Genomic DNA, 22,885 nt, shown 5'->3' with positions numbered 1-22,885 from the left:
ACAGTGCAAGCGCGACGAGCTGCCACGAAACGAGGACCACAGCGGGCCGGATGGGCGAAGGTATGCCGGTCTCGCATCAGCGGCCTCTTTGCGGTCAACTAGATTGCCTCTGCGTGTTCCAAAGAGACAAAAATCGCGTCAAGCTCGACACGGATAGCAGCAGGCGATGCAGATTGATCAGTTGAGATAGACATGGTCGGTCTCCAGAGAGTTCAAGCAACCGCGCTCTTTTACAGCCCCGGCTGCTATCCACACCCTCATGGGATCTTGTAGCGGAAGGTGACGCCGCTCTTGTCGAAGGCGATCAGGCGGCTGTTCGAGATCGCGACCCGGTGGGTATAGATGGGGTATTCGGCTTACGCCCCCTTCTTCAACGGTGATGCAAGAAGGTGCTGCGCTTCGAGCTGATGATAGAACGTGGTCTGTCCAAACAGCCACGAGCATCAGGAAAGGAAGCGCAGCATGAAACACTTTATCGGCCTCGATGTCGCGGTGAAAGAGACCGCGGTTTGCATTGTCGATGAATCCGGCAGGATCTGCCGCGAGGTGAAAGTCGTCAGCCACTCCGACGATCTCCTCGCCGTCCTGAAGGATCCTGCCTTGAACATTGAACGGGTCGGTCTTGAGGCCGGGCCCTTGTCGCAATGGCTTTTCGAGGGGCTGGCGTGCGCCGGGTTGCCGGTCATCTGCATCGAGACGCGTCATGTGAAAGCGTTCCTGAAGGCGCAGCCGAACAAGACGGATCGCAATGACGCGCGCGGCATCGCGCAGATGATGCGGGTCAACCTGTACCGCCCGGTGCATGTGAAGACGCTCATGAGCCAGAAGCGGCGGGCACTCTTGACGGCCCGCAAGCTGCTGCAGGGAAAGGCGATCGCCATCGAGAACGACATCCGCGGTCTTCTGCGCAACTTCGGCCTCAAGGTCGGTGTTGTGGGAACGGTGAAGTTCGAGGAGCGCATTTGCGAGCTCGTCGAAGGCATGCCCGATCTCGAAGAGATCATGGAGCCACTGCTGGCCGCCCGGCGGAAGCTGCGTGCCGAATTTGCTCGCTTGCACAAAAAAGTGCTCACGATCACCAGGAATGATGCGACCTGCCGGCGCTTGATGACGGTTCCCGGTGTCGGCCCCGTGGTGGCGCTCGCCTATGCCGCGACAATCGACATCCCGCAGCGGTTCAGAAACTCCAAGGCGGTGGGGCCCATCCTGGGGCTGACGCCGAAGCTCAACGAGTCTGGGGAAAGCAAGCGCGTTGGATGCATATCCCTGTGCGGCGACGGCATGATGCGGACGTTGCTCTATGAGGCTGCACAAACGCTGATGACTCGCGTGACGAAATGGTCGTGGCTCAAGGCCTGGGCGATGAACGTCGCCAAGCGACGCGGGATGCGCAAAGCTATTGTCGCGCTCGCACGTCGCCTGGCAGTCGTCATGCATCGCATGTGGCTGGACGGCACCGAGTTCCGCTGGACGCGGGAAACTATGGCGTCAGCCATCTGATCCAGAAGGCCGGGAAGGAGAGAGACAGAGAGTTCCGCTCGCTGGCGGACGGACGTCCTTCGCAGGACGATGGATGAGGCGAGTTCGTTGTCGCGCTAGTGCCGGTCGCACCCCGACCAGGACGATGTGTAGATTGTGCCGCCTCATTCTCCTGACCCCATACTGGGAGGGCGAAACGCCGATCCCGGAGAGAAGCAAGGCCCTGCGAAAGACGTCAGAACGCCGGAGACACGGAAAAGCTCGATAGCGCTTGACCTCAACACGCCGAATAGAGAAGCGCGACAGATAGGCGAGCACCGCCTCCGGCCCGGCGAACGGCGCCTTGGCGTAGACCACCCAACGCTTCTTCCGAACAGGAGCAAGGTGGTGCAGGAATGCACGTCGATCGAACAGGTGCACCAGCGATCCGAAGAAGGCGAGCCGCCCGGCGTCGTGCAGAGCGGCCAGTCGGGTGAGGAAGAGCCGTCGGCGAGCACGCGCTTCGGGAGCAGAAAGGCCGGCCGCGAGGAGACGCGTCGGCTTCCACCCAGTGCGATGCCGCCGCCCGGCACGATCATGTGCACGTGCGGATGGTGCGACATCGCCGATCCCCAGGTGTGGAGAACGGCGGTGATGCCGATGCGCGCGCCGAAGTGTCTTGGGTCGGTTGCGATCGTCAGCATCGTCTCCGCTGCCGCTAGACGAGCGCCTTTTTGTGGAACGCGATGTCGGCGACCTCGACGGGCAGTGTCTTAGGCTGCCATCAGCCGCAAAGCCCTTGACGATTTGGTAATACCAATATTATTGAAAACCGAGAGCGCCGTCGCCGTTCGTGAAAAGCGGCGCTGGTATTCCGGATGGCTGCGCCCGGAGGCGGGATCGCGAATGTACCATTACCACCGTACGCGTACGGACCGACCGCCTTTTGGCACATCCCCGCAGTTCGCGCGGGCAGGCCCCAAAGATCGAACACCTGGAGGACCTAACGCTTAAGACTGTGGACTGTAGCCGTGTGGGCGTCGGTCGATCACCATTCCGCTATCCTGGCCGCGCGGAGTCGCGGTCACGCCGGTCGGCATGAACCTCCCTGATTGCCCACCGGCACCACATTCGAGCGAAAAACGATGCCATCGCCTTAGTCGTACCCGTTATGTGATTCCACCCTGATTGCGGTGGAGGAAGAGGAGAACCGGAACTGGAACCTGGCCACGGGGCTGGTGTCATCCCGGCGGAGCGAGACGGCCGGTGTGATTGTCGGATGAGAGAGACCACTGAGGTCTATCGGAAAATAGAGGGCCAGAGGGCGACAAGCATAGAGTGAGGTTGCCGCTCCCGTTTCGCACCGATGACATCGGAACGTTATGAAACAAACTGCAGTTTGGCGCAGACGTCTTGATGATACGCTCGAATTTCTGTGTAGAATTCAGCGGAGTTCAACTCAACAAGAAATATGCCGACACCTGCTTTGTTACGCCGAACGATTTGGCGCTACGAACTTGCTGGCCGGACCAATTCCCCCACCTCGTGCCTTAAGGCGTGAGCAGGTTTCACATGTCTTGCTCGACGCTTGGCCAGAACAATGGTCCGAGCGCTATTTCTCAAACGGCTACCTCTATCGTGATCCAACCATCCAGCTTGTTAGTCGTGGCAGCAGACCCTTCCGCTGGAGCGAAATAGATGAATTGTGCAGGGTGTATCCTGTCGGCCGACGGATCATGGACGAGGCAACCGAGTTCAACTTGCGCGAAGGTTTCACAATACCATTCGCGACATGGGAACGACAGGCGGTCGGCTTTTCCGTTGCCGGCGAAAAGCTGGATCCCGACCCGCACGACCGTCTCGCCTTTCAGTTCGTTGCGGCTTACGCTTTCGGCTGTGCAGCTATTCTTGTAGACGGAAAACGGAACTCGAATCCCGTGAGTCTGTCTCCGAGGCAACAGGACGTTCTGCGCTGGGCCTCCGAAGGCTTCACAGTGGACGAAATTGCTGATCGCCTCGCCATCAGTCGCAATACGGCAGATACTCACCTGCGATCGGCGCGGGAGAGGCTCGGAGTAGCAAACACCGTACACGCTGTCGCGGAAGCTTTTCGCCACGGTTTGATCAGCTAACTCACGCAATTGCGTGATGCCGCCTTCTACCGGAAACGACCATTGGTTGACCTCGAAACTGGAGGACAACCGAGATGCTTCATGTCGTTACGGCGCAGAATAGAGAAGGATATCAGGCGGAGTTGGATCAGGCATTCCGTCTGCGCCACAAGGTGTTTGTCGAAGAAAAGGGCTGGATGGATCTGCGACGCGACGACGGTCGCGACATCGACCGCTTTGACGACGAGCATGCCGTTCATATGCTCTTTACCATTGAGGACCGCGTTGTCGGCTACCAACGCATGCTGCCTTCGACGCGACCCCACCTTTTGTCGGAGGTCCTGTTGGATCTTTGCGAAGGCGATCGGCCAGCAGGCGCAAACATCTGGGAATGGACGCGCTACTGCGTCGAACCGCAATTTCGCGAGCGCGGACGCATGCTCAGTCCTGTCGCGAATGCACTTCTGTCCGGCATCGTCGAGTGGGGCTTGGGCCGCGGCGTCGACACAATCATCATCGAAATGAACCCGCTTTGGCTGCTGCGCCTTGTTCAATTGCATTTCAGGGTGACGCCGCTGGGCCTTCCGAAGCTCATCGGCGGCGAAGACACGATCGCGGTGACAGCGCGTTTCGACGAACGCACGCTGCAAAGGCTTCGCGAGACGCGCAGCCCAGGCCTCAAAAGCTCAATCTCGTAGAGCGAGACATCGTCTCCGCACAAAGGATTGCAATGTGGCGCTCCATTCAGCTGATCACGCTCTACTGTACGATCGTTGTCGCGGAGGAAGGCAGCTTTCTCGGCGCCTCCCGGCAACTGCGAATTCATCATTCGGCGCTCAGCAGGCGTATCAGGCATCTTGAGTTGATGTTGGGCGTGGCTTTGTTCGAACGCCATCCGGGCGGGATCAAGGCAACGGCTGCTGGGGAACGTTTCCTCGTCAACCTGCGCCGCATTCTCAACGACTTGGATGATGCGCTTGAGCAGGTTGGAGCACCGGGGTCGGGGAAGAGTGTCCAATCGCCGATCGGGTTGGATGCGTCACCTTGCAATTGCTCGTTTCTCAACGCCGTCGCTGGGTCGATGGGCAGCGATCCCGACGTAGCTGCCTTCATCGCGTTTCTGCGAAGGCTGCACCCGGTGTCTTGACACCTATCTTCGTCCGCACACGAACCTAGCCGCCTTTAAGACCATGCCGGGCTCGGCTGAACGCCCGATCCGTCGCCATGAAGCGCGCCAGCATCGGTGCAATGAGCTTTGCCGGATCGGTGACCGTCTGGCCTGTCTCGCGACCGAGCACTTCGGCATACGCGACGAGATCGCGGTGAACGGCGGCGGGCAGTTCGACTGTGATCTTGACCGGCCGATCGTCGGGAATGGCGGAAAGTTTCAGCTTGGTCATGAAGGGTCCTTCGGTGCGCCATACGGCGCCAGCAAGAGATCGCGATTCACGATGACACGGACCGGGAACCCGGGTCGGACGGTAAGTGTTGGCTGGACGTTCAGCTGGTCGCGCACGATCTGCTGACCGACATTGGAAGCCGAATCCTGTGCGCTTTCGCGGATGGCCTTGGCGATATCGCTTTCACCGTCGCTGGAACCAAGCGAGGTCCCGACGCCGAGGAGGGTGGAGAGCGCCGCGGCTCGAAACAATTGCCCCCAGTGATGGTCGACCTCGTCTTCCAACCCGGAAAAACCTTGTGCATCCGCGCCTGGCTGGCGTTCCAGCACGATCGAGGTGCCATCGGGCATGATGAGCCGGTTCCAGACCAGCAGCACACGCGACTGGCCGAAGGCAACCTGGCTGTCGTACTGGCCGATCAGTTTTGCGCCCTGGGGGATCAACAGGGATGAGCCTGTCGGACTGTCATAGACATTCTCCGTGACCTGAGCGGTGATCTGACCGGGAATATCGGAACGGATGCCGGTGATGAGCGCGGCTGAGATGATTGTGCCTGCCTGCACCACATAGGGCGAGGCCTTCTCGGCGAGCCGTTCGCCACTGACCGTGCGCCGGTCGGGCTCGGCGTTGACGAAGGCGAGCTTGCGGTCCTGCATGTTTTGAGTGGCGCCCGTGTCGAGCTGCGGCTGTTCGGTGGGTGGCGTCACATCGTAAATGGGACCCGCCAGGGTATTTCCTGCGATAGCATCTTGCCGCCATGGATTCGTCCGCGCACTGGTATCGGTAAAGAGCTTTGCAATGCGCGCGGCCTCGATCTCGGCGAGTCGGAGTTGTTCTTCCTGATCGACGCGCGGCGTGGTTATCACGGGCGCAATGACAGGCCTACCCTGCTCCTGCGCACGCAGGATCGGCCGGCCGAGATCGCCAGCTAACGCCGGACCGAGTTTTGGAACGCCGGCGTAATCCTTCGGCAGCGTCTGCAACCCGTCGGCGGTCGAGCGGTTTTCAGTGGTGAAGAGTTCGGACGGCTCATCGTTTCCGCGCCGCCTGGTGTCGAGCGCCCAGATGAGTGTGCCGAGGATCGCAACGCTGGCCACTCCACCAAGACCGATCAGCACCTTGCGCGAAAGCCGCGTGACCTTGGCGGGCTCGGGCCTCAGACGCAGGTCGGCTCTGATGTCCACGTTCGGGGGATCTGCAACGTCGCTCATCGGAACAACCCCGCGCTGCGCGGCGGTCTTTTCCCATCGGTGCGAACGATCCTGACCCGCTTCTCGCTCGTCTTGTCGCCGAGTCTCAGTTCAGCTGCGGCGAACAGCCGGTCTACGACATAGTAGTTTTGCCGAGCGCGGTAGTTCACCAGTTCCGAGCCGCCCGACGGGCCGATGACGAAGAGCGGCGGCATCTCACCCTGAGCGATGCCAGACGGAAACTCGATGTAGACCTTTGTGCCGTCATCGAACGCGCGTAGCGGCTTCCACGGCGCCGCGTCGCCCTCGATGCGGTAGCGGAAATTGAGTTTCTGGATGTCGACGCCGGCAGCGACCGGCTGCGCGGCGAAAGCCTGCGCGTTCTGGCGCCGCAGCGCGATCAACTGATCCTGCGGATACTGCCAGGACACGGAGGCCATGTAGGTTTTTTCGGTCGATCGGAGCTCCAGATGGTAGGTGCGGCGGTCGCTGTTGATGACCAGGTTGGTCTGAAGATCGGGCCGCGTCGGCTTGACGAGAATATGGACCTGAAGCCGCTCCCCTGCCCCACTCTGCGTGTCGCCGATGATCCAGCGCACGGTGTCGCCGGCGGCGACAGGACCGGAGCCGACAAGTTGCTCGCCTGGCTGCAGCGCGATGTCGGTGACTTGGCCGGGCGCGGCATAAATCTGGTAGAGTGCGCCTTCACTCCAGGGATAGAGCTGTATTGCATTGATGAAACCGTCGCGGACGGGCTGCATGCGTGCTGCCTCATTCGCCTGGCTGATCCGCTGCTTCGGATCGGCCGGCTCAGTTTTCGCCCTGCCGATCTCGACAGGCTTCAACTGGCCGGGAAGCGGGAGTGGTTTCGCCAGCTCCACCACCTTCACCGGACCCGGCGGATCGACCTTCTGCATGGCAGGCACGGCATCGTCGTAGGCGATCGCCGGTGGTATGTATTTTTTCGAGGCGCAGCCGCCGAGCGCCGTCGCCGACAGCATTGTCAGGGCAAGCACATGCGTCTTCGTCATGTTGCGTGCGCGATATCGCGTCGTTTTCCGTGTTCGTACCGCACACATTATGAAAGCTCCTTCGACCAGTTGATGGCGTTGACATAGATGCCGAGCGGGTTGGCCTTCAGCCGGTCGGCATCGCGAGGTTGTTGAGCGACGATGGTGAGGATAGCGGTCCAGCGTTCGGTCGTGGCCAGGCTGCCGTTCTCATATCGACGCTCGATCCAGCCAACGCGGAACGAGTCCGGGGAGGCACGGATGACGCTGGAGACCTCGATGGCGATCTGGACTTTGCCGACCTTGGCGAAGGGGTCGTTCAGGCGGGCGTAGTCGTTCAAAGAAGTAGCGCCGCGGTCGGTCGTGTAGTCGTAGGCGCGCAGCCAGTTCTGACGGACAATGACGGGATCGTCCGGAATGCTTCTGATCTGTTCAATAAAGCGGGCGAGATGCCACGCGACCTGCGGGTCAGTCGGCCGATAGTCGGCGACCGCTGAAGCGACAACTTGTGCCTCGCCGAGCTTGTCGACCTGCACGACCCAGGGCACGATCGTGCCGCGCGTCGACTGCCAGACCAAGGCGGAAGCGAAGCCGCTGGCAAGGACCAACGACCCGAAGGCCATCCGCCGCCAGTTTTTCGCTTGCACGCGAGCCGCGCCGATGCGGTCGTCCCAGGCTTGCGCAGCACGTTGATATGGCGTCTCCGGCTGAGGCGTCATTCCGTAACGAACGGAAGGTCGTTTGAAGAGGTTCATCGGCGGTCGTCCTGATTGAGGGAAACATTCATCGAGCCGCCGCCGTGATCGCCGGAGCGGACGGAATGCGCGGCCATGCTGGCGCCATGGCTCATGGCTTGGCCGCGCTTCATGCGGTTGGCCCATTCTGGCGGCGCGGAAGCACCGGATTCAGCGGTGGACGCACGATCTGATGCTGCGAGTCCTGTTGGCTGCTCCCCGCCGGTCGCGGTCCATGCGGCAGAGCGGCCAGCCTGCTGGCTGGAAGACAGGGCTGAAGCCGCGCGCGACATTGCCCGCGTCACCGGCTGAACGGCAGCACCGGCACCAGCCTTGGCGACACCAGCAATGCCGGCCGCGATCGAGCCTGCACCGCTCTGTCCAGATGTTGAGGCGGCGAGGCCATAAGCTGTCGAGGTGCTGCCGACCAAATGCGCGCCGCCACGTGCGGCGGCGGCCGACATGCGCCCACCTGCACTGAGCGCACTCGCGCCGCCGCTCAATCCGGCGCGAGCGCCCATGGCACTAGCGGCGCCAAGGCCGGCGGCAGCGAGGCTGGTGCCTACAGCAGCACCCGCACCAAGCTGCGGCGCGCCGGAAACAAGACCTGTCGCAATGCCCGGGCCGAAGATCGACAGCCCCATCAGCGACAGTGCGCCAAGCACAAGCGACAGCGCATCGGTGATCGTGGGCTGCTCGGCGCCAAAACCTTGAGTGAACTCGCCGAAGAGACCCGAGCCGATGCCGACGATGACGGCGAGCACGAGAATCTTCACGCCGGAGGCGACGATGTTGCCGAGCACTTTTTCGGCAAGGAACGCGGTCCGATTGAAGAGCGCGAACGGAATCAGCACGAAGCCGGCCAGCGTCGTCAGCTTGAACTCGATCAGGGTTACGAAGATCTGGACGGCGAGGATGAAGAAGGCGATGAGAACGATCGCCCAGGCGATCATCAGCACCGCGATCTGGACAAAATTCTCGAAAAACGAAACGTACCCCATCAACTGGCTGGCGGCCTCAAGGATCGGATTGCCGGCATCGATGCCGACCTGGGCGACACGCCCAGGCTGCAGCAGTGCGGAGCCGGAAAGTGCTGATCCTCCCGCCTTCAGGCCCAGTCCGGAAAAACTCTCGAAGACGATGCCGGCCAGACGATTGAAGTTGCCGATGATGAAGGCGAAGAAGCCGATGTAGAGCGTCTTCTTCACCAGCCGGTGCAGCACGTCCTCGTCCGCGCCCCAGGCCCAGAACAGTCCGGCGAGCGTGATGTCGATGACGATCAAGGTAGAGGGAAGAAAGGCCACCTCGCCACCAAGCAGGCCGAACCCCGAGTCGATGTAACGGGTAAAGGTCTCCAGGAAGCGGTCGATGACGCCGGCGTCATTCATAACGTCACCGTGTTCGGGCGGCGTTGATCTTCCTGGGGCATCGACGGCTGAAGGGGCAGGAGCCGGCTCTGGTCCTTCTCAATTGACGGAATTGCGTTCGGTGTTGCGGGCTGTGCCGGCCGAAGGAATCGCCGGCGGTTCTGAGCCCAGGCTCTCCTGCAGACCTCGTCGGCGATCGCCGCCATGCCGATGTTACGACACCGCGCCAGTTCGGCTCCAGCCGGCTCGCCGCCCGGATGTGCGGAGCGCGGGGAGGACGCGTCCTGCGAGCCGTCGCCGCGCAATGCCATGAAGGCCGCGGTCATGGCGGCGCCAAGGGCAAGAACGGCTGTCATCCGGGCGGCGATCTTGAGATCCATGCGACTCTCGCCTCAATCGTGGAACATCTTCACGGATGACGGGCTGTAACCGCTACCAGTCATGAAGCGGCTGAATTGCTCGCGCGCTTGTTCCTGCGCGGCGGCCTTCCTCGCCTGCTCCAACGCGTTGGCACGCCCCTGCGCTGCCATCATCGCGGTAAGGTCGGCGACCTGTTTTGCTTGCACGGCGAGGAGCTGGTTGCCGGCCTGCGTCGCCTGGAGCACGCCGACGGCCGACTGGCTAGCGCCGACCAGCGCGCTGGTCTGTTCCTGTGTCCCCTCGATGTTGTCCACGGCAACGGCACCCGCCTTCAGAGAGTGCTCGAAGGCCGAAACTGATGTCTGCCAGCGCTCACGAGCACCATCGACAAGCTGCTGGTTGGACAGATTCGAACCGAAGCTCTCATAGGTCGAGGTGAACTGGCTCTCGATATCCTGGACGCCATAGGCGAGCTTGTCTGCCTGGCCGAGCAGGCTCTTCATCTCGGAAAAATTTCCTTCGATCTGGCCAAGCAGTGAGGTCGGCAGCGAGGTGAGGTTTTTCGCCTGGTTGATCAGCATCTGCGCTTCGTTCTGAAGCGAGATGACTTGGTTCTGGATTTGCTCAAGGGCTCGCGATGCTGAGAGCAGGTTCTCGGCGTAGTTCCTAGGGTCAAAGACAATGAGCGCCGATGCAGGCACTGATGAAAAGCCGAGGACAATGGCGGTGACACTGGCTGCTGCCATATGGCGAAAGCGAGAATTCTTGCCAACGGGATTCATGAGGGAAACTCCTTTGTGGATTGATCGACGACGTTGGGGAGTTCGGGAATGAGGTCTGCGGCCCAGGAGAGCCCTCGATCGGCAAGCCAGGCCTCGAGGAAATGTTCTCGGCCGGCCTCAGTGATGATCCGATCAATGGCCGCCTGGTCGGATTTGGACGATGAGGCGCACAGAGCCAGCGCGATCGGACCGAGGCCAAGTTCGAACAGCCGGTTGCCGCGTCGCGACTGACAGTAGTAGTCGCGCTTCGGCGTCGCCCGGGCGACGATCTCGATCTGGCGATCGTTGAGACCGAAGCGCCGGTAGATCTGGGTGATCTGCGGTTCGATGGCGCGCTCGTTTGGAAGGAACAGCCGTGTCGGACAGCTCTCGACGATCGCCGGCGCTATTCTGCTGCCATCGATGTCGGAGAGCGATTGCGTGGCAAAGATGACGGACGCGTTCTTCTTGCGAAGGGTTTTTAGCCACTCGCGGAGCTGATCGGCGAAGCCGCCATCGTCGAGCGCCAGCCAACCTTCATCGATGATCAGCAGCGTCGGCCGCCCGTCCATCCGCTGCTCGATCCGATGGAAGAGATAGGCAAGCACGGCGGGCGCCGCACCAGTACCGATCAGGCCTTCGGTCTCGAATGCCTGGACGGAAGCATCACCAAGACGCTCGTGCTCTGCATCGAGCAGCCGGCCATAGCGACCGCCGATACAGTAAGGCCGCAGCGCCTGCTTCAGCGGCGAAGATTGCAGCAGCACCGATAGGCCGGTCAGCGTCCGTTCCTGGACCGGCGCGCTGGCCAGCGAGGTCAGCGCCGACCACAGATGTTCTTTCACCTCCGGCGTGACGGGGACCCCTTCTCGCACAAGAATATCGACGAGCCAGTCGGCCGCCCATGCACGCTCAGGTGTATGATGGATGCGGCCAAGCGGCTGTAGTGAAACGGCGTCGTCGTCATCCGACAGGTCCGCCAAGGTGAGCAGAGCGAGCGGATCGTCCGGCCCTTGCCCGCTCGACGCATCGCCGCCGAGATTGTGCCAGTCGCCATCCATGGCAACTATGGCCGCGCGGATCGAGCCGCCGAAGTCGAAGGCAAAAATCTGGTTGTTCTCGTAACGTCGGAACTGCAGCGCCATCATTGCCAACAGGACTGACTTGCCGGCGCCGGTAGGGCCAATGACGAGGGTGTGGCCGACATCGCCCGCATGCAGGCTGAACCGGAATGGCGTAGCACCCTCCGTCCTGGCAAAGAACAGTGGCGGGGCGCCAAAATGCTCGTCCTCGACAGGTCCCGCCCAGACTGCCGAGAGCGGGACCATATGGGCGAGGTTCAGTGTCGACAGCGGCGGCTGGCGGACGTTCGCATAGACGTGGCCTGGGATGCTGCCGAGCCATGCTTCGATGGCGTTGACGCCCTCGACGATTGCTGTGAAGTCTCTGCCCTGGATGATTTTTTCCACCAGCCGAAGCTTCTCGTCGGCGATTGACGGATCGGCATCCCACACCGTCACTGTTGCGGTGACATAGGCCTGGCCGATCTGGTCGGAGCCGAGGTCCTGAAGGGCGGCGTCAGCATCGGCCGCCTTGTTGGCGGCGTCGGTGTCCAAAAGAACGGATGCCTCGTTGGTCATCACCTCCTTGAGGATGGCGGCGACCGATTTGCGCTTGGCGAACCATTGACGGCGAATGCGCGTCAGCAATCGTGTGGCGTCTGTCTTGTCGAGCATGATCGCCCGCGTCGACCAGCGATAGGGGAAGGCAAGCCGATTTAGATCGTCGAGGATCCCCGGAAAGGTTGCCGTCGGGAACCCAATGATGGTGAGCGTCCGCAGATGGAAGTCGCCGAGCCTCGGCTCCAATCCGCCGGCCAGCGGCTGATCGACCAGCAGCGCATCGAGATGCATCGGCGTTTCAGGAACACGGATGCGGTGCCGCTTGGTCGAGACCGTCGAATGCAGGTAGGTCAGAGTCTCGGCGTCGTCGAGCCATGCGGCCTCCGGGACAAAGCCCTCGACCAGGTTCAGCAGGCGATCGGTGCGGTCGACAAAACCCTTCAGGAGTTCCCACGGATCGATGCCGCTCTTTTCCCGACCTTCGTAAAGCCAGCTCTCGATGCGCGAAGCTTCCTCGGCCTGCGGCATCCAAACGAAGGTGAGAAAGTAGCTGCTCTCGAACAACTCCCCGTTCGGCCGGCGACCGCCCCACTGGGACGGTTCCTGATCGACCTCACCCTCGAACTGTTCACGACGTTCGAGATCGACCAACGCCGAGGCGCTGTCGGGGAAAAGACCTTCGGGATAGTGCTGCGCGGCAAGCCGAACGGCTTCGACGAAGATCGCCCAGCCGGAGCCAAGACGGCGCAACGCGCTGTTGAGCCGCGCCGTCGTGCCGACCAGTTCCGCCGGCGTCGCACTGTCGAGATCGGGACCGCGAAAACGGGCGGTCCTCTGGAAGGATCCGTCTTTGTTCAATACAACGCCCGGCGCGACCAGTGCTGCCCAAGGCAGGTAGTCGGCGAGGTTGGACGAGCGTTTGCGGTATTCGGCGAGGTTCATCATGGGCGAAAAACCTCTCAGCAGCCGAAATGCGCGGGATAGCGCAGGTGCCGGCGAACGACATCGACGAACTGCGCGTCGCGCTTGGCTGCCCAGACAGCCGCGAAATGGCCAATCGCCCAGATCACGAGGCCAGCGATCCAGAGGCGGAGGCCAAGCCCAACCGCACCGGCCAGCGTGCCGTTGGCGATGGCGACCGCGCGCGGCGCGCCGCCGAGCAGGATCGGCTCGGTGAGCGCCCGGTGTACCGGCGCGAAAAAGCCGCGGATGTCTTCGTCTTCCAACAGGGACCCTGTCATCAGACGAGCGCCCCGCCGCCGAACGAGAAAAACGACAGGAAGAACGAACTCGCCGCGAAGGCGATCGACAGGCCGAACACGATCTGGATCAGCCTGCGAAATCCGCCCGACGTGTCGCCGAAGGCGAGCGACAATCCGGTGACGATGATGATGATCACCGCCACGATCTTGGCGACTGGTCCCTCGACGGATTCGAGGATTTGTTGAAGCGGCTGCTCCCACGGCATGGAAGAACCTGCCGCGTGCGCGGGCGCGATCATCATGGTCGCGACCGCAGCAGTCGCCGTGGCCAGCGGAAGCACCGCACCGAGCTTACGGATAGATGACGAAGTGAAGCGGATCGGATTCATTCTGAGGCTCCATGGAAGATTGGGGGTTCATGGTTGGCGAGGTATCGAGCTTGGCCTCGAGCGTGCGGTAGTCGCCCGTCACCGGATTGAGCCCGTCTACGAGCGCGATCTCGACAAGGCGGCGGGCTGAACCGCGGCCGGCGAGCACCGCAACAACATCGATCGTTTCGGCAATGAGCGCGCGTGGGACCGTGACGACGGCCTCCTGTACGAGCTGCTCGAGACGGCGTAATGCGCCAACGGCGGAACTGGCATGGATGGTGCCGATGCCGCCCGGGTGGCCAGTACCCCATGCCTTCAGCAGATCGAGTGCTTCCGCGCCGCGCACTTCACCGATCGGGATGCGGTCGGGACGGAGACGCAACGACGACTTCACCAGATCGGAAAGCGAGGCGACGCCGTCCTTGGTGCGCAGCGCCACAAGGTTCGGGGCGGCGCATTGCAGCTCGCGCGTGTCCTCGATCAGAACGACGCGATCGGCGGTTTTTGCCACCTCCGCCAACAGGGCGTTGACCAGCGTGGTCTTTCCGGTGGACGTGCCGCCGGCGACGAGCACATTCCTGCGCTTCTCGACCGCAAGCCGCAGCACGTCGGCCTGGCTCTCCGTCATAACGCCGGCGGCAACATAATCTTCGAGCGTGAACACCGCGACCGCCGGTTTCCTGATGGCGAAGGTCGGTGCCGTGACGACAGGCGGCAACAGGCCCTCAAAGCGCTCGCCGGTTTCCGGCAACTCGGCAGATACACGCGGGCTCCCCGGATGCACTTCCGCGCCGACATGATGGGCGACCAGCCTGACAATGCGCTCGCCATCGGCCGGGATCAGGAGCTCGTCGGTGGCGACAAGTCCCTCCTTCAGCCGGTCTACCCACAGTCGCCCATCCGGGTTGAGCATGACCTCAACGACGGCAGGGTCTTCTAGATATCCGGCGATGGCCGGGCCGAGCGCAGTGCGCAGCATGCGCGCGCCGCGCGATACCGCTTCCCCGCCGGGATGATGATTGGTTGCCACGATAATCCCCATTCCTCGCGGCGAGTTGGTCCGTGCCGCGGTCGGGGATGATTAGAAGAGGCAGGAATGCCGGCCTTGCAACAAGCAAAACGGGCGATCCTGATGCGACGCGCAGAGACTTGCAAAATGCGGTGCGGTGGAAATGGCGAGCTCAGCTCAGACCTAACCCGCAGGCAAATCATCCGCATCGGCCGGCGATGCCGCGGGCACGTCCTCGGCTATTTCCTGCCGGAGCTTTGGTCCTTTGCTCAGCCTGCGACCGAGCGCGTCGACAAAACCATCGTAGCGCTGCAGGCCCTTCGCGCGAGCTTCAGCCTGGGCGGATTCCGGCAAAGCCGGAGTTGAGGCAAGCCAGAAGCGGACGAATAGCGCCAGCGTCTCGATGGCGATGCCGATGTCGCGCTCGACGCGCTGCACGCGCCGGTCGATCTGGTCGAGGCGCCGTGCGATCGCCGCCTCCTTCCGCTCCTCGGCATCCGGCGACAGGAAGGAGGCGATCGCAGCCTCGGCGATCAGCGACAGCGAGACATCGCGCCGCGCAGAGTAGTCGGCCAGCGCGTTCATCACGTCTGGATCGAGATAGGCCGAGAGCCGTTTCTTCTTCGCGCTCTTCATGGGGCTCAAAGCTCGATGCCGTCATTGGGATCGAGGGCAGCCTGCCGCGCGGCGCGCCGCATGACCTGGTCGACCGAGCGCCGACGGACCGCGTCGTCGTCAGGTTCGTCCCGGTCAAGGTCGAACTCATTGTCGCGTTGCGTTGTTCGCTCAGGCGCAATGTCCTCGTGTTCGGGAATCTCGGGCTGGCGACGTATGCCGCCATTTGCCGGATCCTCATCCTGTAGACCCATGGAGGGTTTCGATTGCAGAGGATTGCCTCCCGATGCGGCGATAGGTGTTGCGCCAGTCCAATCGTCCGGTCGTGACGTTTTCTTGCTCTCTCCAGGATTCGGCGGCGGCAGGACACGCTCGGCAAGGCGCCGATCGGCGAAGTACCGGGCTTTCTTCGCCCGGATCGGGAATAGGCCCGACACCATTACGATGGCATCGGTCGGCGGAAGTTGCATGATCTCGCCCGGAGTCATCAGGGCTCGCGCCGTCTCCTGCCGCGACACCATCAGATGCCCGAGCCATGGCGACAACCTGTGCCCGGCATAGTTCTTCATGGCTCGCATCTCGGTTCCTGTTCCCAGCGAGTCGGACACGCGCTTGGCCACGCCGTAGACGATCTGTCGTGGGTCAGTTTGAAATCTGCTGGAACGGTCTTGATACGCTCAAGCAATAGAAACAGATGCCACCGAGCACCGCGCCGAGCGTCCCGACCGTTGCGAGTGATCTCAAATGCCCGTCGAACGGCAGGGTCAAATACGAAACACAAACAATGATCAAAACCGCTGCCATAGTCCAGGTTCCTGGTTTTGCGGCAATGGAGCGCGAGAAGACCAGGGCAGCAACAATTGCTGCCAGGTAAAGCGGCCAAGACACAATGAACCCCGCCGCAACGTAAACGGCAAACAACGAGAGTACCTCAGACGATTGCATGTCCGGCGACGGATTCGAAGAACCCAGCAAACTTCCAATCACGCCAAACACGTAGGACAATGTCACTCTTAGGGCGAGCTTGAATTTTTGCGTCGACGTCATTCAAACAGTCCGCTTCTTGTATGGCCCGCGTATAGTCGACTTCTCCGCTTCCTTCGCCTCGATAAGCGCTACAATATCACCTATTTCCCAAACCTTGCCAATCACACCCGTTGCCATCGCCGGGGTCATCCGCAGCGAGGCATGAATTCTCACAAAATTGTAGTACATGAAGTGGACTGCGACCGCGTTTGCGTGAGCCTCGACCTTTTTCGAAACGAGTCCTTCGCGTCAACGACGATAGGCTGGAATTGTTCGTGATGTGCGGAGCTTCTGCCATCGGTTCCCTCTTCAGCTGTGGACGCTAGCGATAATCGTGTTTCTCGGTAGTCACTAGCGTGTAGCTCTGTTGCAATCAGCTTTCGCAGGCGGAAATCGAGCGATCTCTGGTCGAGGGGAACGGCTTCAATTCGTCCAGATCGAACATTGAACTGTTTGGCCCGTGGCCCGATCACGAGCCTTTTTCGAAAACACGCGATGAAGGCCGATTGCACGTGCCCCATCTTCATTTGAGGCGACATAGTTGGGAGGCCCAACATACCAGCGCCAGATTGAGTTCGCGGCGGCACGCTTCCAGGTAAATTTCGACAAGTTGACTGGGCCGTTTCGGCTGTACCGGCAGTCGATGGTCGCGGGCATTAAACCCTTCTTCTCCATCGCTCTGGTGACCCTGGAGGCGCTGTGCTCGGTGAGCCACCCGGCATGTTCGCTGCTTGAAGCCTTAGTGCACCCTGCCAGAGATATGCTCGATATCAAAAATCCTATGGCCAATGCATTGCCTGCCAATGATCGCCGAGTGCCTTCCTGATTCTGTTTCATACCTGTCCCATCCCCTCACCCCGAAAGTGGTGCAGGCTAGATGCGGAGGCCGCGCGAAACAAGGGAGCGCGCCTGGCCGATCGATGCAGCGCGGGCCAGCCGCATCGCCTTCAATGCCAAATCGTAGGTCATCGGCTGGTCGCGCAGCCATGGGCCGAACTCGCCATGCGGCAATGACGCCTTGACCGCGAGCATCCTCTTGCCGAGCGCGATAAGGTCTTCGCGCCGGCGCTGACGCTTGGTGAAGCCCTGGCGGCCCTTTTCAGCCTCACTGGCATCAGCCTTGGCTATCCGGGATCGAATCGTCTCCTTTGCCGTTAGCGAGCTCTCCCTGAGACGCCGGAGGTGCACGTAAAGGATACCAGCTAGCGCATGCCCCTGATGAACGCGGCCGCGCAGCTCATTGACGATCGCTATGTATGCGCCGAGCGGGATCGCGTCGAAAACCTCGAGCACGGCGGCCATGCCCTGCTCCACCAGGTCCGGACAGGCCAACAGCAAGTCAGAGACGGCCGTCAGGCTGCTTTCTTCGATGAGCGCGTGATTGCCGCGGCCCTCAGCCAGGACACACAGGACCAACCGTGCATGCTCAGCGCCATGATTGTCGATCAGCCGGCGGATGGAGCCGACGGCGCGCGTCTGGCCTTCCTTTGGGTATCGGCTCTTGGGAATGATCTCGACTTCGAACTCGCCACAGAGGGCAGCAACGCGCGGGTCGACGGCGAGTGCTAATCCGCGGCTCCAGCCTTCTCGCGCAAGCATTCGGCGTCTCCGTTGTCATCGACGCGGGATGTTTGCCGAATGAACTGGACACCGCAAGATATGGTGCTCAGGTTTCTCGCCAGATCGCGCAAATGCCAGTAACGCCCCACTTGTTGCTCTTAACGCCTGACTGTGAGTAGAGCTTAAGCCCTCGTTGCTTAAGCGGCGGCGCCTTTAAAGTACGCGCTACGATGTAGTCCCAATCGAGATTTTTCGGATTTGGCTCATACTGTACTCTCGCTGCAAAGCGAGGGCCAAGCTTGGGTTTGAGATCATCGACCATGCATTCGATTGAAGAGGGCATCTTGCCCGCTGCGCGCATACGCCGAGCTTCTTCGTGGGACGCAAGTTGGTACTGCCACTGTCCCCCGGCCGATTGGCATCCAGCCGCAGCCAGGCAGGTCACCATCACCACGAGTGACGAACGCAAGCAATTCAGTGCATTCATGAGCCTCCCCTATTCGCCAACAACAACTAATCAGACGCGAGTCGAGGTGGCAAGCTGGGGGTTCCGCTGGGCGGGGGAACGATGATCGGTAGCTGACGACGGGTGAGCGCCGCAACGGAGCAGAGTAGCGAGAGCCGTCCTTATCGCTATGTGCCCGCAATGCCTTGATCAGTTGCCGGCGCTGACATCGGAGGCCGAAGTCAATACTCATGCTTGACCGTCGGTCCAATCCTTCATAACTTCAGCTTTCGTCAGTCGACAACACCGTGAGCTGCAATGGCTCGTACATGCGCAACGGTCGTATACAGCGCATGTTCAACAGGCTCAAACAGTTCCGACGCATTGCGACCCGGTACGATAAAACTCGAAAATGCTTCGGAGCCTTTCTTGCACTAGCTGCAGCAAAAATATGGCTGCCCTACTTTGTCAACAGGGCCTAGTCTTCATCCCAAAAATCCTGCAGCGAGGCGTGCCGAAGGTCTTGGTCGCCCCTGAGGTGCTTCACGCGGGCTTTGATCCCCGGCTTGACCCATTGCGTCGCTGGCCGCTTCATGCCCTTGGGCGGTGGCCCCGCATGTTCCTGGACCCGTTTCCATAGCCGCTCGCGGATCGCTCGGCTCGAATTGAAGAAAGCAGGTCCGACATATTTGCGCGTACCGATCTCGCCCATCAGGGCGAAGGCTGGCTTGCCCGCCTCGCGCTCGACGCCGAGCAGTTCATATTCGGCAACGGTGTAGCACTTCACTTTCAGCCAGTTGATCGACCGCCCGCTGCGATACTTACTGCGACGGCGCTTAGAGACCATCCCCTCCAGACCGGCCTGATCAAGTAGATGAAAGATAGCTTTGGCTTCCCCCGGAAGAGCTTCACTGAATTGGATGCGACTTGCCGCGGGGATCAAGCCAACCAGCAGTTCGCGCCGATGTTCAAGGGGCACGTCGCGTAGGTCATGACCGTTGAGGTGCAGGAGATCGAAGGCGACGAAATAGAGGTCATGTTGGCGACGGGTAATCGCCTTCCGCAAAGCAGCGTAATCGGCGAGACCAGCTTCATTCGGAACGATGATTTCTCCATCGATGATGGCGCTGTCGACGACAAGTCCTTTGGCCGTCTCGACCAGGTCGGGATACTTCATCGTCCAGTCCATTCCGTTGCGCGTGAAGATGCGCGTGCCGGCTTCGTCGATGATGAGCTGCGAGCGGTACCCATCGAATTTGACCTCGTGGATCCAGTCGCCTCCTTCCGGCGGCTTCTCCACCAACGTCGGCATCAACGGCTCTACAAACTGCAAAGGCATGAACGGCACTCACGAGACCGCCATTCAATCCTTCTGGTTATATTAGGTTCCAGAAATATACGGTGTGGGCAACAAATCCGCATCGACTGACGTTGCGGTGCCGTCGAGCTTGACCTCGTGAGAACAGTGTTCGCCCTCCGGTGGCTTTGAAACCAGCTTGGGCTCCATCGACGGAATGAACTCGAGGCCGCCCTCGCTACTCACTGGTTTACACGGAATCGAGTCTAGGCCCGATCGCACTGGCGACAGGGGAACGTACCATGATCATTTTATTAAATTAGAAATGATGCATGAAGGGGCGTATGATCCGGCCCCAGCTGCGGGCGAACGCTCTCAGCCGGTAGGCCCAGCGGCCAAATCGTCCCCCAAATGCCGTCGGGCTATCCCAACAGGTTATGATGGGTGACGACGTGAGACGGGATAAGCACAATCCGCCAACTATGAAGGGCAAAATCCACGGGTCGCCGGACAACGACGAACCGGGGCATTTGGAGTTCTGCCCAATTTGCGGCCAGACATTCGACAAGCGCAACCTTGTCGAAGTGCTGCATCATCACCTTCCCGAGCATGAGCCGTTCGCGACGGATCGGTGACGGAGGCCGAAGCCGCCTCGGTTTTCTCCGAGTGGATAAAAAGTCCCGCCGCACATGCCACGACGGCGGGACCCGATCAAGCGACTTGCACCAAGCTTAGTGACTTCGAGGGTTGGGCTGGTGCGCGCGATGTCACGCGTCCGCCAACCGGCGGTTTTAGTTCAGCGCCGGCGTCCGTCCCGGCCGGTCGAGGACGCCGCCACAGTAAGTCGGTGTGCAAGGCGCTACTTGGGCAATGAAGGGGTCAGGGGGGCACGCGAGCCACTTGCGGGCCCGGCGCATCGACCCAGCACCGGGGCTTTTTTGGGTTATCGGATGGTCCGCACCGCTGAGAGGATCAATTCGTCGAGATCGAACACTGAACTACTTGACCCGTTGCCTTGTCACGAACCTTTTTCGAAAACACGCGATGAAGGCCGATTGCGCGTGATTTAGCTTCACTGCTCGCAACGTAATCGGGAGTGCCGACATGCATTACCCAGCGAATGTCTCCGGGGACAGGTTTCCACGTAACTTTTGATCCATAGGCCGCTTTGCCCGGAGCTGTACTATCGAACCGGCAGTCGATCGCTGCGGGCATCATGCCTTTCTTAGCCATTGCGTTGTTAACCCCGTCAAAATTTGAATTCGTAAGCCATCGATCCGCACCGCTAGTTGAAACTGTAGTGCACCCTGCCAGAGATATGCGATATCAAAAGCCCGATGGCCAATGCGCTGCCCACGGATGACCGCCGATTGCCTTCCTGATTCTGATTCATGCCCGCCCCCTGAGAAAGTAGTTCGGGCTCGATAGGACGTCGGCGGGAAACAGGGCAAGGCCCTTCCGTCCGAAATGTGTAGCGAAGGGGTGCAGGTGCAATGGCCGATCAACGCCGGCTCGACCACTCGAAGGCTATTGCAGAGCCGGGGGACTGGCTACCCACAGAAGCAGTGCAACGCCGATCCCGTAGGGAACCAGCACGCCCGCCAGCGCTACCCAAAAGCCGGGTCCGCCAGCACCGCCATTTCACTGCGTTCCATCACGCCTTTCCAAGGAGGGTGTGTTTTCTGCCTTCAGCCGCTGCTCCCGGAGCCGAGCCGTCTTTGCGTCTCGGGCCGCGCGCTCAATATCGATTAATGACCGTGCAGCATCTGACGTGCGCTGCTCTCTCTCATCTCTTTGTGTCCAAGTGGGCAAGCGGCGCTCTCCTATGCGAGGCCCGATCTGGGCGAATAGTGCTACTGATCGAACGATCGAACCATCGTCGCAGGCGGGTGTTCCACCAAAACAGCAAAAAAGCCCGCCGCACCTTTCGGCACGGCGGGGAGTGGGTCAGTTTGAAGTTTAAGCTTTGAATATCTCAGCTAAGACTTCGATCGCCCGCTCCGGAGGCAACTCCGGGTCCCAAGGATCAGCTTCAGAGATTGCCTCATGCTGGCGGTCGTCAATCTTGGGTCCCAAAACCTGATAATATACATCGCGAATAATTGGGAGAAATTTGGCCCGGAATTTGGCGAACCGCGTAACCGGGGCAGATTTCCGGGCGAAGGGGTTTGCAAGGCGAGCGCGTTCGTGATTCACCCTATGCGTGACGCTACCACCGACTGATTCGTTTGAAGGCTGTCGCTCGCGGAACCCCGCGGGTTGGTTACTGCGCTGATCGGCGAAGTGCGCGGTCCAAACATGGTTCGAAGTGGTCGATCGCAGGGCCACGTCGCACGGTGCAGAAGGCCATGCATCGTAGATTATGCGCAAACTGCTATCGCGCGCCTAGTCGGAACTCGCGCATCGAACAGTACATCACGTCTTCCGTCCCCAGCGGCGGCCTCCCCGCTCGCAATCCAAATAGACGTCTTTCAGCTGTTTGATTGGCATGTCAGCGTGAGCGAACGCGAGGTCCTGAGCGTCAGAAGCCGACAATGAAGCCGGACTGATTGCGATCAGCACGGTGCCGAGCGTCACAGGCGCGAGGGACTTAACAACTGACATGATCATTTTGAGATCCTCCCCAGCTCCCGTCGGTCAACATTCAGTCCTTGGGGTCGCAGGTGTAGTGCCGTTCGAAGGTCCCGTCCGCGCGCCGCTGCTTGTCGAAGCCGATGTAAGGCTCGATCGCGCGCTCGTGGACCAGCCAAAGGGGATCTCGGCCGAGGCGTAGCCACTGCCGGCGGCCAACCGTTTCGGGATCGAGGCCGAAGCGATCCTGGTGCGCTCGATCGTCGTGCCGGCCGCGCCTGCCTCCGCATGACGGATGGCGCGGCTTCGCAAATCGCACATGATTTCGTCACGTGAGATGCCGATGTCGCCAAGGACGTCATCGGGTAAACGGCTCAACTGGTCCGTTGCCGACAAGAGAGCTTTTCGCTCGGCGCGGAGGCGTAACCACCTGCGAAATGGACCAATGGCGGCAGCATGAACTATAACCATGATCAGATCGTCCCTTCATTGATCTGAATTGACCGGTACGGAACGGCGCGAACGGCACTCCGGGCGAGAGCGTCAGCCGTCCGCGAGGCAAATTAGGCGTAGTGGTCGATGGATTGGTTTTGCCGCGGCGTGCCCATACGGCGGGCGGTGGCTGGCCCCGGGCCACGCATGTAATAAAGCTCCGGGCGGTAGCGCGGCGCGACGAATTTGCGAAACCCCACAGCAAGTTTTGTGACGGGAGCCAAGAATTTCATGACTGTTCCCTTTCCCTTCGCCGGCTTGCACACGAGCCGGCGGGCCTGACG

The 22,885-nt window shown here is 60.9% G+C and carries 25 protein-coding genes and 5 pseudogenes; 7 read left to right on the top strand and 23 right to left on the bottom strand.

Features of this window, described 5'->3' with window-relative positions; all coding sequences use genetic code 11:
- Window positions 1–266: 266 nt before the first annotated feature.
- A pseudogene (locus tag NKI24_RS19905) lies at window positions 267–341 on the bottom strand (transposase); the annotation flags it as partial.
- A gap of 121 nt (window positions 342–462) precedes the next feature.
- Here NKI24_RS19905 and NKI24_RS19900 point away from each other — a divergent pair.
- On the top strand, window positions 463–1,500 hold the full coding sequence (locus tag NKI24_RS19900) for an IS110 family RNA-guided transposase (protein WP_352747642.1): 1,038 nt from the start codon (window positions 463–465) through the stop codon (window positions 1,498–1,500).
- A 264-nt stretch (window positions 1,501–1,764) separates the two neighbouring features.
- On the opposite strand, the pseudogene NKI24_RS19895 reads toward NKI24_RS19900, so the two are convergent.
- Window positions 1,765–2,230, bottom strand: a pseudogene (locus tag NKI24_RS19895) (transposase); the annotation flags it as partial.
- Window positions 2,231–2,840: 610 nt separating this feature from the next.
- Between NKI24_RS19895 and NKI24_RS19890 the strand changes: the two are divergent.
- The 3 genes from NKI24_RS19890 to NKI24_RS19880 all read left to right on the top strand — a co-directional run bounded on the left by NKI24_RS19890 (window position 2,841) and on the right by NKI24_RS19880 (window position 4,716).
- Window positions 2,841–3,590 carry an autoinducer binding domain-containing protein gene (locus NKI24_RS19890; protein ID WP_352747640.1) on the top strand — a complete coding sequence of 250 codons (750 nt, stop codon included), beginning with the start codon at window positions 2,841–2,843 and terminating at the stop codon, window positions 3,588–3,590.
- A gap of 74 nt (window positions 3,591–3,664) precedes the next feature.
- On the top strand, window positions 3,665–4,267 hold the full coding sequence (locus NKI24_RS19885; RefSeq protein ID WP_352747637.1) for an acyl-homoserine-lactone synthase: 603 nt from the start codon (window positions 3,665–3,667) through the stop codon (window positions 4,265–4,267).
- A gap of 32 nt (window positions 4,268–4,299) precedes the next feature.
- On the top strand, window positions 4,300–4,716 hold the full coding sequence (locus tag NKI24_RS19880) for a LysR family transcriptional regulator (protein WP_352747634.1): 417 nt from the start codon (window positions 4,300–4,302) through the stop codon (window positions 4,714–4,716).
- Window positions 4,717–4,741: 25 nt separating this feature from the next.
- Here NKI24_RS19880 and NKI24_RS19875 read toward each other — a convergent pair whose 3' ends face one another.
- The 15 genes and pseudogenes from NKI24_RS19875 to NKI24_RS19805 all read right to left on the bottom strand — a co-directional run.
- Window positions 4,742–4,969, bottom strand: a complete 228-nt coding sequence (locus tag NKI24_RS19875) for a DUF2274 domain-containing protein (protein ID WP_352747631.1) — start codon at window positions 4,967–4,969, stop codon at window positions 4,742–4,744.
- Window positions 4,966–6,180, bottom strand: coding sequence for a TraB/TrbI/VirB10 family type IV secretion system protein (locus NKI24_RS19870; protein WP_352747629.1), 1,215 nt, complete (start codon window positions 6,178–6,180; stop codon window positions 4,966–4,968). Before NKI24_RS19870 ends, NKI24_RS19875 begins: the two co-directional genes overlap by 4 nt.
- A complete protein-coding gene (gene trbG, locus NKI24_RS19865; RefSeq protein WP_352747626.1) occupies window positions 6,177–7,190 on the bottom strand; it encodes a P-type conjugative transfer protein TrbG in 1,014 nt (337 codons plus the stop codon). The genes NKI24_RS19870 and trbG overlap by 4 nt, the downstream gene beginning before the upstream one ends.
- Window positions 7,191–7,237: 47 nt before the next feature.
- Window positions 7,238–7,924 (bottom strand): conjugal transfer protein TrbF, encoded by a 687-nt coding sequence (trbF, locus tag NKI24_RS19860; RefSeq protein ID WP_352747624.1) that lies wholly within the window; start codon window positions 7,922–7,924, stop codon window positions 7,238–7,240.
- On the bottom strand, window positions 7,921–9,291 hold the full coding sequence (gene trbL, locus NKI24_RS19855) for a P-type conjugative transfer protein TrbL (RefSeq protein ID WP_352747621.1): 1,371 nt from the start codon (window positions 9,289–9,291) through the stop codon (window positions 7,921–7,923). The genes trbF and trbL overlap by 4 nt, the downstream gene beginning before the upstream one ends.
- Window positions 9,288–9,650 carry a putative entry exclusion protein TrbK-alt gene (gene trbK-alt, locus NKI24_RS19850; protein ID WP_352747618.1) on the bottom strand — a complete coding sequence of 121 codons (363 nt, stop codon included), beginning with the start codon at window positions 9,648–9,650 and terminating at the stop codon, window positions 9,288–9,290. Before trbK-alt ends, trbL begins: the two co-directional genes overlap by 4 nt.
- A 12-nt stretch (window positions 9,651–9,662) precedes the next feature.
- Window positions 9,663–10,412, bottom strand: a complete 750-nt coding sequence (gene trbJ / locus NKI24_RS19845; protein WP_502901475.1) for a P-type conjugative transfer protein TrbJ — start codon at window positions 10,410–10,412, stop codon at window positions 9,663–9,665.
- Window positions 10,409–12,958 carry a conjugal transfer protein TrbE gene (gene trbE, locus NKI24_RS19840; RefSeq protein ID WP_352747616.1) on the bottom strand — a complete coding sequence of 850 codons (2,550 nt, stop codon included), beginning with the start codon at window positions 12,956–12,958 and terminating at the stop codon, window positions 10,409–10,411. Before trbE ends, trbJ begins: the two co-directional genes overlap by 4 nt.
- A 14-nt stretch (window positions 12,959–12,972) precedes the next feature.
- A complete protein-coding gene (locus tag NKI24_RS19835) occupies window positions 12,973–13,254 on the bottom strand; it encodes a VirB3 family type IV secretion system protein (protein ID WP_352747613.1) in 282 nt (93 codons plus the stop codon).
- The gene (locus NKI24_RS19830; protein WP_246093916.1) at window positions 13,254–13,517 is read right to left on the bottom strand and encodes a TrbC/VirB2 family type IV secretion system protein; all 264 of its coding nucleotides are present in this window, start codon (window positions 13,515–13,517) and stop codon (window positions 13,254–13,256) included. Before NKI24_RS19830 ends, NKI24_RS19835 begins: the two co-directional genes overlap by 1 nt.
- Window positions 13,518–13,566: 49 nt before the next feature.
- Window positions 13,567–14,565: a P-type conjugative transfer ATPase TrbB gene (trbB, locus tag NKI24_RS19825; protein ID WP_352747798.1), complete on the bottom strand. Its 999-nt coding sequence runs from the start codon at window positions 14,563–14,565 to the stop codon at window positions 13,567–13,569.
- 213 nt (window positions 14,566–14,778) lie between these two features.
- Window positions 14,779–15,231, bottom strand: coding sequence for a CopG family transcriptional regulator (locus NKI24_RS19820; RefSeq protein ID WP_352747610.1), 453 nt, complete (start codon window positions 15,229–15,231; stop codon window positions 14,779–14,781).
- Window positions 15,232–15,236: 5 nt separating this feature from the next.
- A pseudogene (locus tag NKI24_RS19815) lies at window positions 15,237–15,827 on the bottom strand (type IV secretory system conjugative DNA transfer family protein); the annotation flags it as partial.
- Between the two features lie 25 nt (window positions 15,828–15,852).
- The gene (locus NKI24_RS19810; RefSeq protein WP_352747607.1) at window positions 15,853–16,257 is read right to left on the bottom strand and encodes a hypothetical protein; all 405 of its coding nucleotides are present in this window, start codon (window positions 16,255–16,257) and stop codon (window positions 15,853–15,855) included.
- Window positions 16,258–16,470: pseudogene (locus NKI24_RS19805) on the bottom strand (IS1 family transposase); the annotation flags it as partial.
- A 307-nt stretch (window positions 16,471–16,777) separates the two neighbouring features.
- On the opposite strand from NKI24_RS19805, the gene NKI24_RS19800 reads away from it, so the two are divergent.
- A complete protein-coding gene (locus NKI24_RS19800) occupies window positions 16,778–17,062 on the top strand; it encodes a hypothetical protein (RefSeq protein ID WP_352747604.1) in 285 nt (94 codons plus the stop codon).
- A 47-nt stretch (window positions 17,063–17,109) separates the two neighbouring features.
- Here NKI24_RS19800 and NKI24_RS19795 read toward each other — a convergent pair whose 3' ends face one another.
- Window positions 17,110–17,835: a hypothetical protein gene (locus NKI24_RS19795; protein ID WP_352747601.1), complete on the bottom strand. Its 726-nt coding sequence runs from the start codon at window positions 17,833–17,835 to the stop codon at window positions 17,110–17,112.
- A gap of 67 nt (window positions 17,836–17,902) precedes the next feature.
- Window positions 17,903–18,283, bottom strand: coding sequence for a hypothetical protein (locus NKI24_RS19790; protein ID WP_352747599.1), 381 nt, complete (start codon window positions 18,281–18,283; stop codon window positions 17,903–17,905).
- A 299-nt stretch (window positions 18,284–18,582) separates the two neighbouring features.
- Here NKI24_RS19790 and NKI24_RS19785 point away from each other — a divergent pair.
- Window positions 18,583–18,723, top strand: a pseudogene (locus NKI24_RS19785) (IS5 family transposase); the annotation flags it as partial.
- On the opposite strand, the gene NKI24_RS19780 reads toward NKI24_RS19785, so the two are convergent.
- Window positions 18,720–19,580: an ATP-dependent DNA ligase gene (locus NKI24_RS19780; RefSeq protein WP_352747596.1), complete on the bottom strand. Its 861-nt coding sequence runs from the start codon at window positions 19,578–19,580 to the stop codon at window positions 18,720–18,722. The pseudogene NKI24_RS19785 and the gene NKI24_RS19780 overlap by 4 nt on opposite strands.
- A gap of 440 nt (window positions 19,581–20,020) precedes the next feature.
- Here NKI24_RS19780 and NKI24_RS19775 point away from each other — a divergent pair, with 440 nt between their 5' ends.
- Window positions 20,021–20,173 (top strand): hypothetical protein, encoded by a 153-nt coding sequence (locus tag NKI24_RS19775; protein ID WP_352747593.1) that lies wholly within the window; start codon window positions 20,021–20,023, stop codon window positions 20,171–20,173.
- A gap of 1,780 nt (window positions 20,174–21,953) precedes the next feature.
- On the opposite strand, the gene NKI24_RS19770 is transcribed toward NKI24_RS19775, so the two are convergent.
- The 3 genes from NKI24_RS19770 to NKI24_RS19760 form a co-directional block, all read right to left on the bottom strand.
- A complete protein-coding gene (locus NKI24_RS19770; protein WP_352747590.1) occupies window positions 21,954–22,148 on the bottom strand; it encodes a hypothetical protein in 195 nt (64 codons plus the stop codon).
- Window positions 22,149–22,182: 34 nt separating this feature from the next.
- Window positions 22,183–22,428, bottom strand: coding sequence for a hypothetical protein (locus tag NKI24_RS19765; RefSeq protein ID WP_352747811.1), 246 nt, complete (start codon window positions 22,426–22,428; stop codon window positions 22,183–22,185).
- Between the two features lie 244 nt (window positions 22,429–22,672).
- The coding region (locus NKI24_RS19760) for a hypothetical protein (protein ID WP_352747810.1) at window positions 22,673–22,885 on the bottom strand (213 nt) is incomplete at its 5' end.

Origin of the sequence: Mesorhizobium sp. M0701 (assembly GCF_040320365.1) — a bacterium.
Lineage (GTDB): Bacteria > Pseudomonadota > Alphaproteobacteria > Rhizobiales > Rhizobiaceae > Mesorhizobium.
This window is presented reverse-complemented; position numbering and strand designations above follow the sequence as displayed.

Excerpts from the sequence above, each read along its gene's own strand:
- NKI24_RS19820 (WP_352747610.1), bottom strand. The coding sequence starts at position 15,231 with ATGAAGAGCGCGAAGAAGAAACGGCTCTCGGCCTATCTCGATCCAGAC.
- NKI24_RS19810 (WP_352747607.1), bottom strand. The coding sequence starts at position 16,257 with ATGACGTCGACGCAAAAATTCAAGCTCGCCCTAAGAGTGACATTGTCC.
- NKI24_RS19890 (WP_352747640.1), top strand. The coding sequence starts at position 2,841 with ATGAAACAAACTGCAGTTTGGCGCAGACGTCTTGATGATACGCTCGAA.
- NKI24_RS19775 (WP_352747593.1), top strand. The coding sequence starts at position 20,021 with ATGAAGGGCAAAATCCACGGGTCGCCGGACAACGACGAACCGGGGCAT.
- trbG (WP_352747626.1), bottom strand. The coding sequence starts at position 7,190 with ATGACGAAGACGCATGTGCTTGCCCTGACAATGCTGTCGGCGACGGCG.
- trbE (WP_352747616.1), bottom strand. The coding sequence starts at position 12,958 with ATGATGAACCTCGCCGAATACCGCAAACGCTCGTCCAACCTCGCCGAC.
- NKI24_RS19830 (WP_246093916.1), bottom strand. The coding sequence starts at position 13,517 with ATGATGATCGCGCCCGCGCACGCGGCAGGTTCTTCCATGCCGTGGGAG.
- trbF (WP_352747624.1), bottom strand. The coding sequence starts at position 7,924 with ATGAACCTCTTCAAACGACCTTCCGTTCGTTACGGAATGACGCCTCAG.
- NKI24_RS19780 (WP_352747596.1), bottom strand. The coding sequence starts at position 19,580 with ATGCCTTTGCAGTTTGTAGAGCCGTTGATGCCGACGTTGGTGGAGAAG.
- NKI24_RS19880 (WP_352747634.1), top strand. The coding sequence starts at position 4,300 with ATGTGGCGCTCCATTCAGCTGATCACGCTCTACTGTACGATCGTTGTC.
- trbJ (WP_502901475.1), bottom strand. The coding sequence starts at position 10,412 with ATGAATCCCGTTGGCAAGAATTCTCGCTTTCGCCATATGGCAGCAGCC.
- NKI24_RS19875 (WP_352747631.1), bottom strand. The coding sequence starts at position 4,969 with ATGACCAAGCTGAAACTTTCCGCCATTCCCGACGATCGGCCGGTCAAG.
- NKI24_RS19885 (WP_352747637.1), top strand. The coding sequence starts at position 3,665 with ATGCTTCATGTCGTTACGGCGCAGAATAGAGAAGGATATCAGGCGGAG.
- NKI24_RS19795 (WP_352747601.1), bottom strand. The coding sequence starts at position 17,835 with ATGCTTGCGCGAGAAGGCTGGAGCCGCGGATTAGCACTCGCCGTCGAC.
- NKI24_RS19900 (WP_352747642.1), top strand. The coding sequence starts at position 463 with ATGAAACACTTTATCGGCCTCGATGTCGCGGTGAAAGAGACCGCGGTT.
- NKI24_RS19835 (WP_352747613.1), bottom strand. The coding sequence starts at position 13,254 with ATGACAGGGTCCCTGTTGGAAGACGAAGACATCCGCGGCTTTTTCGCG.
- trbL (WP_352747621.1), bottom strand. The coding sequence starts at position 9,291 with ATGAATGACGCCGGCGTCATCGACCGCTTCCTGGAGACCTTTACCCGT.
- NKI24_RS19790 (WP_352747599.1), bottom strand. The coding sequence starts at position 18,283 with ATGAATGCACTGAATTGCTTGCGTTCGTCACTCGTGGTGATGGTGACC.
- NKI24_RS19770 (WP_352747590.1), bottom strand. The coding sequence starts at position 22,148 with ATGATCATGTCAGTTGTTAAGTCCCTCGCGCCTGTGACGCTCGGCACC.
- trbK-alt (WP_352747618.1), bottom strand. The coding sequence starts at position 9,650 with ATGGATCTCAAGATCGCCGCCCGGATGACAGCCGTTCTTGCCCTTGGC.
- trbB (WP_352747798.1), bottom strand. The coding sequence starts at position 14,565 with ATGCTGCGCACTGCGCTCGGCCCGGCCATCGCCGGATATCTAGAAGAC.
- NKI24_RS19870 (WP_352747629.1), bottom strand. The coding sequence starts at position 6,180 with ATGAGCGACGTTGCAGATCCCCCGAACGTGGACATCAGAGCCGACCTG.